This window comes from Gemmatimonadota bacterium, from assembly GCA_026702745.1.
Taxonomy (GTDB): Bacteria; JAAXHH01; JAAXHH01; order JAAXHH01; family JAAXHH01; genus JAAXHH01.
The window spans coordinates 32,068-46,621 of record JAPPBT010000007.1 but is presented as its reverse complement, the minus strand read 5'-3'; the positions used below and the strand labels follow the sequence as shown (position 1 = coordinate 46,621).

11 protein-coding genes are annotated in these 14,554 nt (G+C 62.0%); 6 read left to right on the top strand and 5 right to left on the bottom strand.

Going from position 1 to position 14,554, the window contains the following annotated elements; all coding sequences use genetic code 11:
- Together OXH56_01520 and OXH56_01515 are read right to left on the bottom strand one after the other, a co-directional pair.
- The coding region (locus OXH56_01520) for a phytanoyl-CoA dioxygenase family protein (protein MCY3553977.1) at window positions 1-463 on the bottom strand (463 nt) is incomplete at its 3' end.
- 41 nt (window positions 464-504) lie between these two features.
- On the bottom strand, window positions 505-1,362 hold the full coding sequence (locus tag OXH56_01515) for a hypothetical protein (protein MCY3553976.1): 858 nt from the start codon (window positions 1,360-1,362) through the stop codon (window positions 505-507).
- 363 nt (window positions 1,363-1,725) lie between these two features.
- Between OXH56_01515 and aceE the strand changes: the two genes are divergently transcribed.
- Window positions 1,726-4,407 (top strand): pyruvate dehydrogenase (acetyl-transferring), homodimeric type, encoded by a 2,682-nt coding sequence (aceE, locus tag OXH56_01510; GenBank protein MCY3553975.1) that lies wholly within the window; start codon window positions 1,726-1,728, stop codon window positions 4,405-4,407.
- Between the two features lie 110 nt (window positions 4,408-4,517).
- Here the strand turns inward: aceE and trxA are convergent, their stop codons facing one another.
- Both trxA and OXH56_01500 read right to left on the bottom strand, forming a co-directional pair.
- Complete coding sequence (trxA, locus tag OXH56_01505) at window positions 4,518-5,333, bottom strand: thioredoxin (GenBank protein MCY3553974.1); 816 nt, start codon at window positions 5,331-5,333, stop codon at window positions 4,518-4,520.
- Between the two features lie 104 nt (window positions 5,334-5,437).
- On the bottom strand, window positions 5,438-6,133 hold the full coding sequence (locus tag OXH56_01500) for a cytidylate kinase-like family protein (protein ID MCY3553973.1): 696 nt from the start codon (window positions 6,131-6,133) through the stop codon (window positions 5,438-5,440).
- Between the two features lie 64 nt (window positions 6,134-6,197).
- Between OXH56_01500 and OXH56_01495 the strand changes: the two genes are divergently transcribed.
- Both OXH56_01495 and accD read left to right on the top strand, forming a co-directional pair.
- Complete coding sequence (locus OXH56_01495; GenBank protein MCY3553972.1) at window positions 6,198-7,010, top strand: purine-nucleoside phosphorylase; 813 nt, start codon at window positions 6,198-6,200, stop codon at window positions 7,008-7,010.
- 36 nt (window positions 7,011-7,046) lie between these two features.
- A complete protein-coding gene (accD, locus tag OXH56_01490) occupies window positions 7,047-7,922 on the top strand; it encodes an acetyl-CoA carboxylase, carboxyltransferase subunit beta (GenBank protein ID MCY3553971.1) in 876 nt (291 codons plus the stop codon).
- Window positions 7,923-7,995: 73 nt separating this feature from the next.
- Here accD and purF read toward each other — a convergent pair whose 3' ends face one another.
- Entirely contained in the window at window positions 7,996-9,405 is a 1,410-nt protein-coding gene (gene purF / locus OXH56_01485; GenBank protein MCY3553970.1) for an amidophosphoribosyltransferase, read from the bottom strand.
- 230 nt (window positions 9,406-9,635) lie between these two features.
- On the opposite strand from purF, the gene ndk reads away from it, so the two are divergent.
- The 3 genes from ndk to OXH56_01470 all read left to right on the top strand — a co-directional run bounded on the left by ndk (window position 9,636) and on the right by OXH56_01470 (window position 14,541).
- Window positions 9,636-10,097: a nucleoside-diphosphate kinase gene (ndk, locus tag OXH56_01480; GenBank protein ID MCY3553969.1), complete on the top strand. Its 462-nt coding sequence runs from the start codon at window positions 9,636-9,638 to the stop codon at window positions 10,095-10,097.
- 21 nt (window positions 10,098-10,118) lie between these two features.
- On the top strand, window positions 10,119-12,335 hold the full coding sequence (locus OXH56_01475) for an ATP-dependent RecD-like DNA helicase (GenBank protein MCY3553968.1): 2,217 nt from the start codon (window positions 10,119-10,121) through the stop codon (window positions 12,333-12,335).
- A gap of 181 nt (window positions 12,336-12,516) precedes the next feature.
- Window positions 12,517-14,541 (top strand): peptide transporter, encoded by a 2,025-nt coding sequence (locus tag OXH56_01470; GenBank protein ID MCY3553967.1) that lies wholly within the window; start codon window positions 12,517-12,519, stop codon window positions 14,539-14,541.
- Window positions 14,542-14,554 lie beyond the last annotated feature (13 nt).

Below are 14,554 nucleotides of genomic sequence, written 5' to 3'. Positions count from 1 at the left end.
CCGTCTTTGACGGCGAGAGGGGCCAGAAGCTGGCGTCCTGGTGCCAGTTGACGATCTTTCCGTCCCCCGGCAGCTTGCAGAAGAAGTGGGCGCCCCAGCCCACGACGTCGTCGCCAAGCAGGTCGCTGATGTAGGCGACGATGCGCGGATCGTTCATGATATCGTGCACCATGCCCGATTTCAGGTGGGCCGAAATGATGGAATAGTTGTGGTCGCCCCGCGCCATGACCTGCTCGATCATGCCGTCGAACTCGTCCCTGATGGCACCAATTTCTTCGTCCGAGTATATTCTGAAGGGCTTCAAGTAGCCCTGTTCGTTGAAGGTATCGATCTGTGCGCCCGTCAGCACCGCCGGATGGTCGTTGCGGACCGGATGGTACCGCAGGTCGCGGGACATGCGGATCAGATCTTCCGGGGTCGGCATCTGCTTGAAACGGGTGTCCTGCAGGGTCGTCTGCGCCATGGAACCGCTCCTTGTGTTGGCCGTCGGCCGGATCGAAGGCCTCAGCGCTCGTTCGGGGTCCTCAGGATGACGTTCTCGGTTTTCTTTTCCCAGGTTTCGTTGTAGACCAGGGGCCGCGGCCTGCGCGGCGGATAGTCTGGAGGGGGATTCTCCAGGTCGTTCAGTTCCAGGCGGTCACGCCCCCGGGGCGCCTCGTACCAGTGTTTCTCCCGCTCCGCCGCCTCGATCTCCCTGCGGAGGATGAACTCCGCGTGATCGAAACCGGAGATCGCCGCGTCGGCCAGGAACACGCGATGCACCTCGCTGCCGTCCCAGGTTTTCAGGTCCGGCAAAACCACGGGACCCGTGCAGACCTGGAACTCGGCGTCTTCCTCGTTAATATTGATCAGATCCACGGGAAACTCAAGGGTTACCTTCACATTCCGGTCCGGTTCGAGGTAAGTGATCTTTCCATTCATGAGATCCCGGCTGATCGTCGCGTTCACGACGGCGCGCGCACTGGTCAAGGTGTCTTCGGAATCGTAATGCCTGATGTCGATATCGTGGCCCTTGAACTGCTCCTCCAGCGGGGTTCCCCCGGTTTCGGCGGGTTCGGTGCTTGGTCTCCTCGATATGGGGATGCTCAGACTCCGGCTGAAGACCATGCGCCATTCGTCGCTGGGAATCTGGAAGAGGTTACGCCGGGCGATCGTATATTCCGTGCGGCAAGGCGCACCAAGGTACAGATCGGTCTTGTTTCCCAATTCGAGGTCTTCCACGGTACAGGACGCCTCCAGATGGAACCGCACCTGGTAGGCCTGTCCCGGTATCCCAACGAACCCTCCGGTGTACTTGTAGACCGGATCGGGTTTCCAGGGCCGGGATCTCCAGTGGAAGGAGGAGCGGTGGAAAGCGATCATGGGTGTGGATTCATTGGCGTTGGGGTACCGGGTCAACCAGGCCTGAAACGGGTGTCTCGGGCTTGTTTCGTTTCCATGCGGCAATGTCCCATAATGACGCATTCGACCCACGCAGGCAATACAAAACTGATGCCTCGCCGGATGGTCCGCGACCGTGATTTCTGTTGCGAGCGAAGTACGGGAACGCTACATTGAATGTACGTTTCATTCGGTTAGAGACGAAGCGCAGACCCGATAAATAACGGCGTGCAACCGCGATAAACAACGACGTGCAGGCCCGAAAAAAAACGCCGCGCGGTTCCGGCACGCCACGGGCGCAGCCATCGTACACAGCCATAGTACACAGCGGTCCACGGACTGGATATGACGCAGGATTCCTCACGCTCGGAGTATGAAATTGACCTGGATCGCGTAGAGTCATTGGAATGGCTCGAATCGCTGGATTACGTACTCCAGCATTCCGGACCGGGCAGGGTGCGCCAGTTGATCGCCCAGCTCCAGGCCCACGCCCGCGGCAAGGGCGTCCGGCTCCCCTTCGCAGAGAACACGCCTTACATCAACACCATCCCGCCCGACCAGCAGCCGCCCTATCCCGGCAGCGACGAACTCGAGCACCGGATCCGCAACATCATCCGGTGGAACGCCATGGCCATGGTGGTCCGCGCCAACACGGCCGACAAGTCCTTAGGCGGCCACATCGCCACCTACGCCTCGGTCTGCAACCTCTACGAGGTGGGATTCAACCACTTCTTCCGCGGACCGGGCGAAGGGTACGACGGCGACCAGATATTCTTCCAGCCGCATTCCTCGCCGGGCATCTACGCCCGGGCCTATATCGAGGGGCGGTTCAACGAACAGCACCTTGACAATTTCCGCCGCGAGTTGCGCCCGGGCGGGGGGCTCTCTTCATACCCCCATCCTTGGCTCATGCCCGACTTCTGGATCTTCCCCACGGCCTCCATGGGCTTGAGCGCCATCATGTCCATTTACCAGGCCCGGTTCAACCGGTACCTGGAAGACCGCGGTCTCAAGCAGGGCAACGGCTGCAAAGTCTGGGCGTTTCTCGGCGACGGGGAAACGGATGAACCCGAGGCCCTTGGCGCCATTACCCTGGCGGCGCGCGAGAAGCTGGACAACCTGATATTCGTGGTCAACTGCAACCTGCAGCGGCTGGACGGCCCGGTGCGGGGCAACGGGAAGATCATACAGGAACTCGAAGCCGCTTTCCATGGGGCCGGATGGAACGTCATCAAGGTCATCTGGGGCAGCGGCTGGGATCCCCTGCTTGCTCATGACGACGAAGGGCTGCTCGTGAAGCGCATGGGCGAGATCGTCGACGGCCAGTACCAGAAGTACACCGTTTCGGACGGCAAGTACCAGCGGGAGCATTTCTTCGGCGTGCATCCCAAGCTCATGGAGATGTCCAGGCTGCTCACCGACGAGCACGTGCGGACCATCATCCGGGGCGGCCACGACCAGGAGAAGATCTATGCGGCGTACAAGGCGGCGGTGGAACATCCGGGCGCGCCGACCGTCATCCTGGCCAAGACGATCAAGGGATACGGCCTCGGCGAGTGGGGCGAGGGCAAGAACACGGCCCACCAGCAGAAGATGATCGACGAGGACGGGCTGCGCCATCTGCGCACCGAACTGGGCATCCCCCTTTCCGATGACGAGGTCCGCGAAGCGCCGTATTTCAGGCCGTCGGCGGACAGCGCCGAAATGGAGTACATCCGGGAACGGCGGGAGAGTCTCGGCGGCTACATTCCGCGGCGCAACGTCGTGAATCCCGGTCTGCCCTCCGCGCCGACGGACGAGGTGTTCGACGAATTCAAGGCGGGAACGGACGGCCGCGAGGTCTCGACGACCATGGTGTTCACCCGGATGCTGTCGCGCCTGCTGCGGGAACCCGAAATCGGCAAGCTGATCGTCCCCATCGTACCCGACGAGGCCCGGACCTTCGGCATGGAAGCCCTTTTCCGCCAGTGCGGAATCTATTCCCACGCCGGCCAGCTCTACGAACCGGTGGACATCGACACGCTCCTCTACTACAAGGAGGCGCAGGACGGCCAGATCCTCGAGGAAGGCATCACGGAGGCGGGCTCCCTGTCCTCCTTCGTGGCCGCCGGGACGGCCTATTCGACCCACGGCGTCAATACGATCCCCTTCTTCATCTTCTATTCCATGTTCGGCCTGCAGCGCGTCGGCGACCTGATCTGGGCCGCCGCGGAAATGCGCACGCGGGGCTTTCTGCTGGGCGGAACGGCGGGACGGACGACGCTGAACGGCGAGGGGCTCCAGCACCAGGACGGCCAAAGCCACCTGCTGGCCGACCCGGTCCCCAACCTGCTGACCTACGATCCGGCTTACGCCTACGAGTTGGCGACCATCATCAAGGACGGCATACGGCGCATGTACGTCGACCAGGAAGACCTGTTCTACTACATCACCGTGCAGAACGAAAACTACGCCATGCCGTCCATGCCGGAAGGGGTGGAAGAAGGCATCCTGAAAGGCATGTACCGGCTCAGTTCGCTGAACGGGGGCACGGCGAAGGCCCACCTCTTCGGAAGCGGTTCAATCATCAACGAATCGCTGAAGGCCCAGGAGATGCTGGCGGAAGACTTCGGCGTGGAAGCGGACGTCTGGAGCGTCACGAGTTACAAGCAGCTGCGCCGCGACGCCATGGAGGCCGAGCGCTGGAACCTGCTGCACCCTTCGGAAGCGCCCAGGGTGCCCTATGTCACGGCATGTCTCGAGGATACTGGAGGCGTGTACGTCATGGCCTCCGATTATGTCAGGACGCTGCCGGATTCCATCGCGCGCTGGGTGCCGGGCCCTGTGGTCTCGCTGGGGACGGACGGATTCGGGCGGAGCGACAGCCGGCCGGCGCTGCGTAACTTCTTCGAGATGGACGCCCGGTTTATCACCCTCGGCACCCTCAACGCCCTCGCCCGGAAAGGCGACCTCTCTCCGGAGGTCCCGGAGCGGGCCATGCGCAAGCTGGAAATCGACCCCGAAAAGGCCAATCCCCTGGACGTGTGATACATCTTTGACCGACGTCCGCGCGTGTGCGACAAGGCGCGAGAGCGTGGGTTAGCGTGTGATCAGGCGTTCGGCCGGGCGCCCGGCCGCGTCCCGCCGACCAGGTGTGATCAGGCGTACAACGCGTTGCTGAACGCTCGGCGGTACTGCCGCGTGGTGGGATGGTCCTCGCCGAGCATGCCGAAAATGGCGACGCAGCTTCTCCTGGCCCCATCGTCGTCATAGGTCCGGTTCTTCTCCAGCACCTCGATGAAGCGCTGCAGGGCCAGGTCGTATTCCTCCCGCCTCAGATGCTCAATTGCCTGGACATAGACGGGCCGGACCGGGGTGTCCTCGAGGTTTTCGGGCGTGTCCAGGTGAAGGAAGAGTTCCGCGATGGTCCGCAGCACAACCGCCGAGTCGTGGTATTCCGTGCCCGGTTCGATGGGCTTCAATAGCTCCAGGCTCTGGCCGGGGTCTTCATCCAGCCAGGTCCGCGCCAGACAGACCGCCGCCTGCTCGTTGTCCGGCTCGGCTGCCAGTACAGCCTCCAGCATCTCGCGGGACGCGTCCCGGTCGCCGGCTTCAAGCAGCCGGAGCGCCTCTTCCAACTGCCTCGCATGGGGACTGGGCAGGGCTTTCCTGAGCCACTGCTCGATCATGGGCTCCGGCAGCGCACCGGTAAACTCGTCCCGCACTTCGCCGTCGACGAACATCTTCACGTTAGGGATCCCCTGAATCCCGTATTGCCGGGCGATGTCCGTGTGCTCCTCCGTGTTGACCTTCACGAGTTTCCACCGGTCCCAGTGGCGTTCGGCGAGGGATTCGATTACGGGACCCAGCATCTTGCAGGGGCCGCACCATTCCGCCCAGAAATCGACCAGCACGGGGACCGTGTGGCTCTGTTCGACCACTTCCTTGTTGAAGTCCGATACTTCGTAATTCATAGCCGTTCCTTACCGGTTTGCGGTCCGCGCTGCAGCGGCCGCCGGTTGACACATATGCTGACCGGGGTTATCTTTCTTGGCGGTTCATCAGGGTGAACGGGCTTTCATTCGTCGTCGCCGAAGAGTCTGCGGCGGAAGTCGATCACGATGTCGGCCATGTTCTCCCACGACGTGCGGGACGTGTTGAAGACCGCGTGGTACAGCGTCGGGTCCTTCCAGTCGCGATGGTAGTTGTGCTGAAGGTACAGCGACCGCTGCCGGTCCTTTTCCTTGATGAGTTCGGCGGCCCGGTCCCGCGAGAGGTTCATCTCGTCCATAATGACGTCGACCCGGTACTCGAATGGCGCGACGAACAGGGTGTGGAAAACGTCCTTGCGGTCCGTCAGGATGCACTGGCACCCGCGCCCTACAATGATGACGTGCTGCCTGTCGGCCAGCGAACGGATGGTATCCTGGAGGATCTGGAGGTATTCGTCCCGGTCCAGGAAGGTGTTCTTCAGGGAGGTGGGGTCCTTCGTCCCCTCGTCGTCGCCGGGAACGTAGGGCCAGATGAGGGGCGGGTATTCCGGGGAAAGGGAGTAGACGGTCGAAGGGGTGAACAGTTCGCCGAGAAAGCGCCGAATGGGCGATTCGCCCACTTCATCCAGTTGCTCGACGACATCCTCCGAAACGCCCGCGGCATGGGCGGTTTCGGCGATAAGTTCCTTGTCCACGCAATCATAACCGAGGCGGTCAGCGACGATCCTCGCAACGTCCCTCCCACCGCTGCCGTATTCCCGGGCGACCGTAATGATGCTCATGATGGACTCCTTGTTGCATTCAGCCGTCGAAGGAGACGAGGTAACCGTTTGAAAGTGCCGCGCCATGCCCCGTCATGATCCGTTGGACGCGACTGCGGACTTCCTGGGTTCGAAGGGGTTCGCGGCCGCCCGCTTCGGCATGATCCTGGGTACCGGATTCGGGTCGTGCGTCCGGGCGGTCGAAAAGAAATCCGTTGTTCCCTACGGTTCCATCCCCCATTTTCCCGTATCGACCGTTAAAGGCCACGAGGGCAACCTGGTCTTCGGCGCTTTGGGCGATGCATCCGTGATTTTGATGCAGGGACGGATCCACCTGTACGAGGGTTACGACGCGCGGCAGATCGCCTATCCTCTCGAGGTAATGCGCCGGTTCGGTGTCGAAGTGCTGCTCGTGACCAACGCCGCAGGCGGACTGAATTCCCGGTACGTGGTGGGAGACCTCATGGTCGTACGGCAACATATCCATCCCATCGGCGTTAAACTGATGGGAGACTTGACATCGGATACGGACGGCGAACCCTGTTACAGTGCGTCTTTGAGGGATTCGCTTCTACAGATCAGTATACAAAGAAACCAGCACGTCCAACAGGGAATTTTGGCTTGGATGCCTGGACCTTCCTTCGAGACCCGCGCCGAAATCGCACTGCTGAAATCACTGGGCGCGGACGCGGTGACCATGTCGACCGTCCCGGAAGCACTGGCGGCCCGGCGACTCGGAATGAGGACCGTGGCCGTATCGTGCATATCCAATGTGTGGACGGGTCAAGCAGGTGAAACCGTCGACGCGGATGACGTGGTGACTACGGTCGAATCGGCGGCAGAGCGATGCTCCGATCTGTTCCGTGGGTTTTTACTCCGGATGGCAACCCGCGTTTAGGTTGGTTTTGGTACCACAGCGTTAAGCGAGTGAACTATGGCCTGGTTTGAGAGAAGACAGCGGGGACTGAGCCCGCAGAAGCGCAAGGAAATCCCGAAGGGGTTGTGGGTCAAGTGCGACAAGTGCGACGCCATGCTGTACAAGGCGGAGCTCGAACGGGACTTCAACGTATGCGCCCATTGCGGTTACCATTTCAAGATCGGCCACCAGGGGTACATCTCCCTGATCATGGATCCGGACTCCTTCGAGGAGACCGACACGGATCTGCGCACCGTCGACCCGCTTGAATTCAAGGAGAAGGAAAACTACCCGGACTACATGAAGCGCTACCAGAAGCGCACCGGCATGATGGAGGCCGTGATATCGGGTACGGGACGCATCGAGGGAAGGCTCGTTTCCCTGTCCATCCACGACGGGTCCTTTCTGGCCGGGAGCATGGGTTCCGTGGTCGGCGAGAAGGTTACACGGTCCATCAGGCGGTCCCTCGACCTGGAGATCCCGCTGCTCGTGGTCGCCACGTCTGGCGGCGCGCGCATGCAGGAAGGCATCCTCTCCCTCATGCAGATGGCGAAGACTTCCCTCTGGTTGAACCGCCTGTCGGAGAAGAAGATCCCCTTTGTCGTCGTGATCACGAATCCGACCATGGCCGGCGTGATGGCGAGCTACGCTTCGCTGGGAGACTTCACCCTGGCCGAGCCGGGCGCCATGATGGGCTTCGCCGGCGGAAGGGTGATTGAACAGACGATAGGATCGAGCCTGCCGGAGGGGTTCCAGACCGCGGAGTTCTTCCTGACCAAGGGTTTCGTCGACCAGGTCGTGCCCAGGACCGGGTTGCGGGATACCCTGTCCACGATCCTGAGTTATTTCCCGGACCGGGAAAAGAAGGAGAAGGTGGAATCGGAAATGTCGTGATGCGCCTGGCGCACGCAGGAATGGCACCTCAGTGCGCAGGCGACCCTGAGCGGATGGGCCGGCGCCGCGGCCGTCACGATTCCAGCATGAGCTTGCTGAGCGAATCTTCCGGGATGACCGGGTAGTCCCCGCTGAAGCAGGCTGTGCAGTAGCCCACCCCGGGCTTTCCATACTCCTTACCCGTCTTCACCATGCCTTCGATGGACAGGTAGCCCAGACTGTCCGCCCCGAGATACTGGCGGATCTCCTCCACCCGGGTCTGCGAGGCGATGAGCTCGCCCCGGCTCTGCATGTCGATCCCGTAGTAGCAGGGATGGCGGATGGGAGGACTGCTGATCCGCACATGCACCTCGGACGCCCCCGCGCCGCGTATCAGCCTGACCAGTTGATTGAGGGTCGTTCCCCGCACGATGGAATCGTCCACGAGGACCACGCGCCGGTTCCGCAGCACGCCCTGGACGGGATTGTACTTCAGTCTCACCGTGAATTCGCGCATCGACTGGTCCGGGTCGATGAAGGACCGCCCCACGTAGTGGTTCCTGATCAGGCCGATTTCGAACCGGATGCCAGACTGCTCCGAGTAGCCCAGCGCGGCGGTCGTGGCCGAATCCGGCACGGCGATGACGATGTCGGCCTCCACCGGGTGTTCCTCCGCCAGCTGGCGGCCGAAGCGCCGGCGGAACTTGTCGCTGTTTTCTCCGAATACCTTGCTGTCGGGCCGGGCGAAATAGATGTACTCGAAGATGCAGGCGGCCGGTTCCGCCGCTTCGAAGGGGAAGAAGGACCGGATGCCCTCTTCGTCGATGACGACCATTTCGCCGGGTTTCACTTCACGGACGTATTCCGCCTTCATGATGTCGAAGGCACAGGTCTCCGATGCGAGCACGTAGGCATCACCCAGGCGTCCCAGGCACAGGGGTCGGAATCCGCGGGGATCCCGGACGCCGATGAGCTGCGATTCGGACAGGAACACGATGGAATAGGCGCCCTCGACCTGGCGCAGGGCGTCCGCGATCATGCCGGGCAGATCGGCTTCGTTCGATCGCGCGATGAGGTGGAGGACGATCTCGCTGTCGGACGAGGTGCGGAAAATGGAACCGGACTCTTCCATCGACAGGTGCAGCGTGCCAGTGTTGGTGAAATTGCCGTTGTGGGCGGTGGCCAACTGTCCGCGCTTGAAGTTGACCATAAAGGGCTGCGCGTTGTCGACGTTGGACGTGCCGGTGGTGGAATACCGGTTGTGGCCGATGGCCATGTGGCCATCGAGGTCGTTCACCCGTTCGCCGTGTTCGTAGGCTTCGCTGACCAGGCCCATGGCCCGGTGGGATGCGATGTGATGGCCGTCTGAGACCGCCATGCCGGAGCTTTCCTGGCCGCGGTGCTGGAGGGCATACAACCCCAGGAAGGTCAGCCGTGCGGCTGCGGGGTCGCCATAAACGCCGAAGACACCGCACTCCTCGCGAATTTCATCGTCTTCCCACATGGCCTTGCCCCGATTGTATGTAGATGAAGTCCACCGACATTATACGGGCCGGATCTCGAAATGTCCACCGCAATTTTGTGCCATCGAAGCGATTTGCAAAGGGGGCATTTCCGTTGACACTCCGGGGGCCGCCGCCTACATTGCACGTGGCTTTGCACAAGGCTTTGCACAAGGCTTTGCACGAGGCTTTAAACCATTGTTTCGACTCACATTTAAAGGAGAATCAATCCGTGGAACGAACGCTTGTTCTCATCAAGCCGGATGCCGTGCAGCGCGGAATGATCGGCCTCATCGCCGGCCGATTCGAAAGCAAGGGGCTCAAGGTCGCCGGTCTCAAGATGATGCAGCTGACCGATGGGATCCTGAACGAGCATTACGCGCACCTGTCCGACAAGCCCTTCTTCCCCCGAATCAAGTCCTTCATGCAGGAAACGCCGGTCGTGGCGCTGTGCCTGGAAGGCGTCGGCGCCGTGGACGTCGTGCGGAGCCTGTGCGGCGTGACGAACGCCAGGCAGGCCGCCCCGGGCACGATACGCGGCGATCTCGGCATGAGCGTTCAGTGCAACCTGGTGCACGCTTCCGACTCCCTGGAAACGGCGCGGGACGAAGTGCCCCGCTTCTTCTCCGGGGATGAACTGTTTACCTACGCCAAGGCGGAAGACGCCGTCGTCTACGCCAGTGACGAGCGCTAGGCGCCTATACTCCGGTCAGGCATGGACATACTCACCGGTACCATCGAGCGCATCACCTACCAGAGCGAGGAGACCGGCTACACGGTGGCGCGGCTGCGCGCCGAACCGGACGCCTGCAGGACCGCCGAGAACCTGGCGCGTGCGGCCACGCGGGACGGCCTGCTGACCGTCACGGGCGAACTGGCGAAGATCGCGCCGGGCGAGCGCGTCGAAGTCTCCGGGTTCTGGGTAACCCACAAGCAGTACGGCAAGCAGTTCAAGATTGTCGAATCAAAGTCGATCCAGCCCACGACCACGGACGGCATGCGGAAGTACCTGGGCTCGGGACTCATCAAGGGACTGGGCCCGGCCAAGGCCGCAATGATCGTAGATCACTTCGGCGAGGACACCCTCGAGGTCATCGAGAAGACGCCCGGCCGGCTGTCCGAGGTGAAGGGCATCGCGAAGAAGACCGTCGACGTCATCCGATCCGGTTGGGAGGAACAGAAGCACATCCAGGATGTCATGCAGTTCCTGCTCGGTCACGACGTGAGCATGGCCTACGCGGTGAAGATCTACAAGGCCTACGGCAACGAGGCCATCAGGCAGGTCACGGAGAACCCGTACCGCCTGTCCACGGACATCTGGGGCATCGGTTTCAAGACCGCCGACAAGATCGCCATGAACCTGGGGGTGGATCCGGGAGCACCCGCCCGGGTCGAGGCCGGCATCCGGTACGTCCTCGATGCGCAGGCTGACGACGGTCACGTTTTCGTGCCCCTGGAAACCCTCACCGAGGAAAGCGCCGCCGTACTCGAGGTCGACGCCGATACCATTCCCGCCGGCATCGAAGCCCTGGTCCGGGCCGAGGTCGTCCTTCGCGACGAAGACCGGGTCTATCTCCAGCCCCTCTACTACGCCGAGCAGGGCATTGCGAGGCATATCGCACGCCTGGTCGATCATCCCCGCTCCCCGCCGCCCCCCGAACGCATCGACGAACACATCCAGCACATCGAAAAGGAACGCAGCATCGCCTTCAACGCGGAACAGCGCGAGGCGATACACACCTCGGCATCGCGGAGCGTCCTGGCGATTACGGGCGGACCGGGGACCGGCAAGACCACCTGTGTGCAGGGCATCGTCTACCTGTTCAACCGCGTGGGCGCGAAGGTGCTGCTGGCCGCGCCGACGGGCCGGGCTGCCAAGCGGCTTGCCGAGGTGACCGGCGCCGAGGCGAAAACGATCCACCGGTTGCTCGAGTTCAACCCGGGGCTCATGGAGTTCGGCCGCGACCAGGACAACCGGCTCGAAGCGGACCTGGTCATACTCGACGAGTCATCCATGGTGGATACGGTCCTGATGAACGCCGTGCTGCGGGCCGTGAAGACCTCCGTCCGCTTCGTCATGGTGGGTGATGTCGACCAGTTGCCTTCCGTAGGGGCGGGCAACGTCCTCCGGGACATGATCGACGCCGGCCGTCTCCCGGTGGTCCGCCTGACCGAGATCTTCCGCCAGGCCCGGGAGAGCAGCATCGTGATGAACGCCCACCGGGTGAACCGGGGCGAGATGCCGGACACGAAGAACAGGAACCAGGGCGATTTCTTCTTCATCAACGAGCCCGACCCCGCGGCCGGCGCGGATCAGATCACCGAGCTGTTGACGGACCGCCTGCCGCGCAAGTACGGCCTCGATCCCTTCAACGACATCCAGGTGCTCACCCCCATGTACCGCGGCGATATCGGCGTGGATCAGCTCAACCAGAAGCTCCAGCAGGTGCTGAACCCGTCGGGCGCCTCGTTGAAGCGGGGCGACCGGGAACTGCGCGTGGGCGACAAGGTGCTGCAGACGCGGAACAACTACGGGAAAATGACCTTCAACGGCGACATCGGACGCATCACGCACATCGACCCGGACGACCAGGCCGTGGACATCGCCTTCCAGGATTCCGTCCGGTACGATTACGGCGAACTGGACGAACTGGTCCTGGCCTATGCCATCAGCGTGCACAAGAGTCAGGGATCCGAGTATCCCGCCATCATCCTGCCGCTCTACAGCACCCACTACATCATGCTGCAGCGGAACCTGCTGTATACCGCGCTGACCCGGGCCCGGGCGCTGGCCGTCCTCGTCGGCACGCCCAAGGCCCTCGCCATCGCAGTGAAGAACAACCGGGTCGTCGAGCGTTACACGGGGCTGCGGGAAGCGCTGGGCGAATTGATCGGCGACCGGACGGGAAGCCTTCCGGGCCTTACGCCGTGAGGTTCGGGCACGAAATACACCTTGACAGAGGTATAAGGCGTCCTATCTTGTCAGACTTGTTATCCGAACTTGCGAAATCCGGTGAATCCCCCGCAGTCAGCGTCGATGTGTATACATTGTAACTACTTGGCGTACAACATGTTGCGTGATTTAACGGCTGTGCCGCTTCAGGAGGCCCGCGTTGTCCGTCCGTGAAGAGGAACTGAGGGAAGACAGTCCGGAACAGTACCAGAATCCGGATACCGCTTTGTTCGGCGAAGCGGACGAACCCTACCTGCCGGGATTCAACCTGAAGACGATCTGGGCCTGCCTGTTCGTCGGGTTCGTCATGCTGCCGGGTTCGATCTATCTCAGCCTGGTGACGGGGGGGCAGACCGGCGCGGCGGACTGGGTCACCGTCATCCTGTTCCTCGAGATCGCCAAGCGGTCCCTCGTCAAGATGACCCGGCAGGAGATCATGATCCTGTACTGGGCCGCGGCGGGGCTGGCTGCCGCGGGGAACGCCATGAACACGGGCATCACCGGCGGTCCCTTCGCCCACCTGATCTGGGAGCAGTACTACAAGCAGTCCCCGGAAGCCACGGGCATCGCCACGCTGATCCCCACCTGGGTCGTTCCGACCCTCGATTCCACCGCGATGGCAAGCCGGACCTTCTTCCACATGGACTGGTTCGTGCCCGTCCTGGTCCTCACCGCGGTGACGCTGCTCTTTGCCGTCAATTCCTACTCGATGGGGTACATCCTCTTCCGGGTCACCAACGACGTGGAACGGCTGACCTTCCCCCTGGCACGGGTGCACGCGGGCGGGGCCACGGCGCTGGCCGAAACGTCGCAGAACCGGGAGGGCTGGCGATGGCGGGCGTTCAGCATCGGGTCCGTGATCGGCGTATCGTGGGGACTCCTGTACGTGATGATCCCCATCCTGTCCAGCACGTTCCTGGTCACGCCCATCACCATATTGCCCATTCCCTTCATCGATTTCACCACCAGCTTAAGGGAAGTGCTGCCGGCGACCATGGTGGGTATCGGCACCGATCTCGGCACCCTCCTGGCCGGGTTCGTCCTGCCCTACTGGGTCGTGATCGGCACTTTCGTGTCGTCTGCGGCGATTGCGCTCGTTGCCAATCCGCTCCTGTACCACAACGGCATCCTGACTACCTGGGAGCCCGGGATGTCGCTGATCCCGACGCAGATATCCAACAATATCGATTTCTGGCTCAGCTTCACCATCGGCGCCTCCCTCGTCATCGGCATCGTGGGGTTCACCGCGACCATCCGGGCCATACTGAAATCCAATCGTGAGCGGCGGGAAGATCCCGACCGGGAAACGGAAGTGCGACCGACGCCGAAGGGCCGGGGTGACCTGCCGATCTGGCTCGTCTTCATCTTCTGGTTCGTCAGCACGGCGGGTTTTGTGGTCATCCTCTACATCCTGATCCCCGATTTTCCCTGGTGGATCAGTGTCATCTTCGGATTCCTCTGGTCGCCGGTGTTTTCCTACATTGGAGCCCGGATGATCGGCATCACGGGTTCGCCCTACGGCACCTCCTTTCCCTTCGTCAAGGAAGCCTCGTTCCTGCTGTCCGGCTACCGGGGCGTCGACGTGTGGTTCGCTCCGATACCGATCTTCGAGCACGGGAAGGTGGCCGAGACCTTCAAGCAGCTTGACCTTACCAAGACGACCTTCGGCAGTGTGGTCAAGCTGACCGCGGTGACCACCATCCTGATGTTCGTCTGCAGCTTCATCTTCTATTCGCTCGTATGGAAACTCAACCCGATCCCGTCGTCGGCCTATCCCTACGTGCAGAAGATGTGGCCCCTCAACGCGGCCATGCGGACCATCTGGGTGAAGTCCACCCTGCCCGGCGGCATCACGTTCATCTTCGATATCATCAAAATCGAGTACATTATCGCCGGCCTGGGCATCACGGGAGGGCTCTTCGGCCTGATCACGCTGGTCGGCGGCTCGCCCCTCTTCTTCTACGGCCTGGTCGGCGGCATGGCCATGCCGCTCTGGCAGACCCTGCCCACCTTCTTCGGCGCGATCCTGGGGCGCTACTACTTCACCAAGCGCTTCGGCGAAGAGAAATGGATGTCGTACGTGCCCATTGTGCTGGCCGGCTACGGGGCCGGCATTGGACTCATAGGCATGATCGCCATCGCAATCGCGCTGATCTCCAAGGCGATTTCGCAGATCGTGTATTAGGGAGTCCGGAACT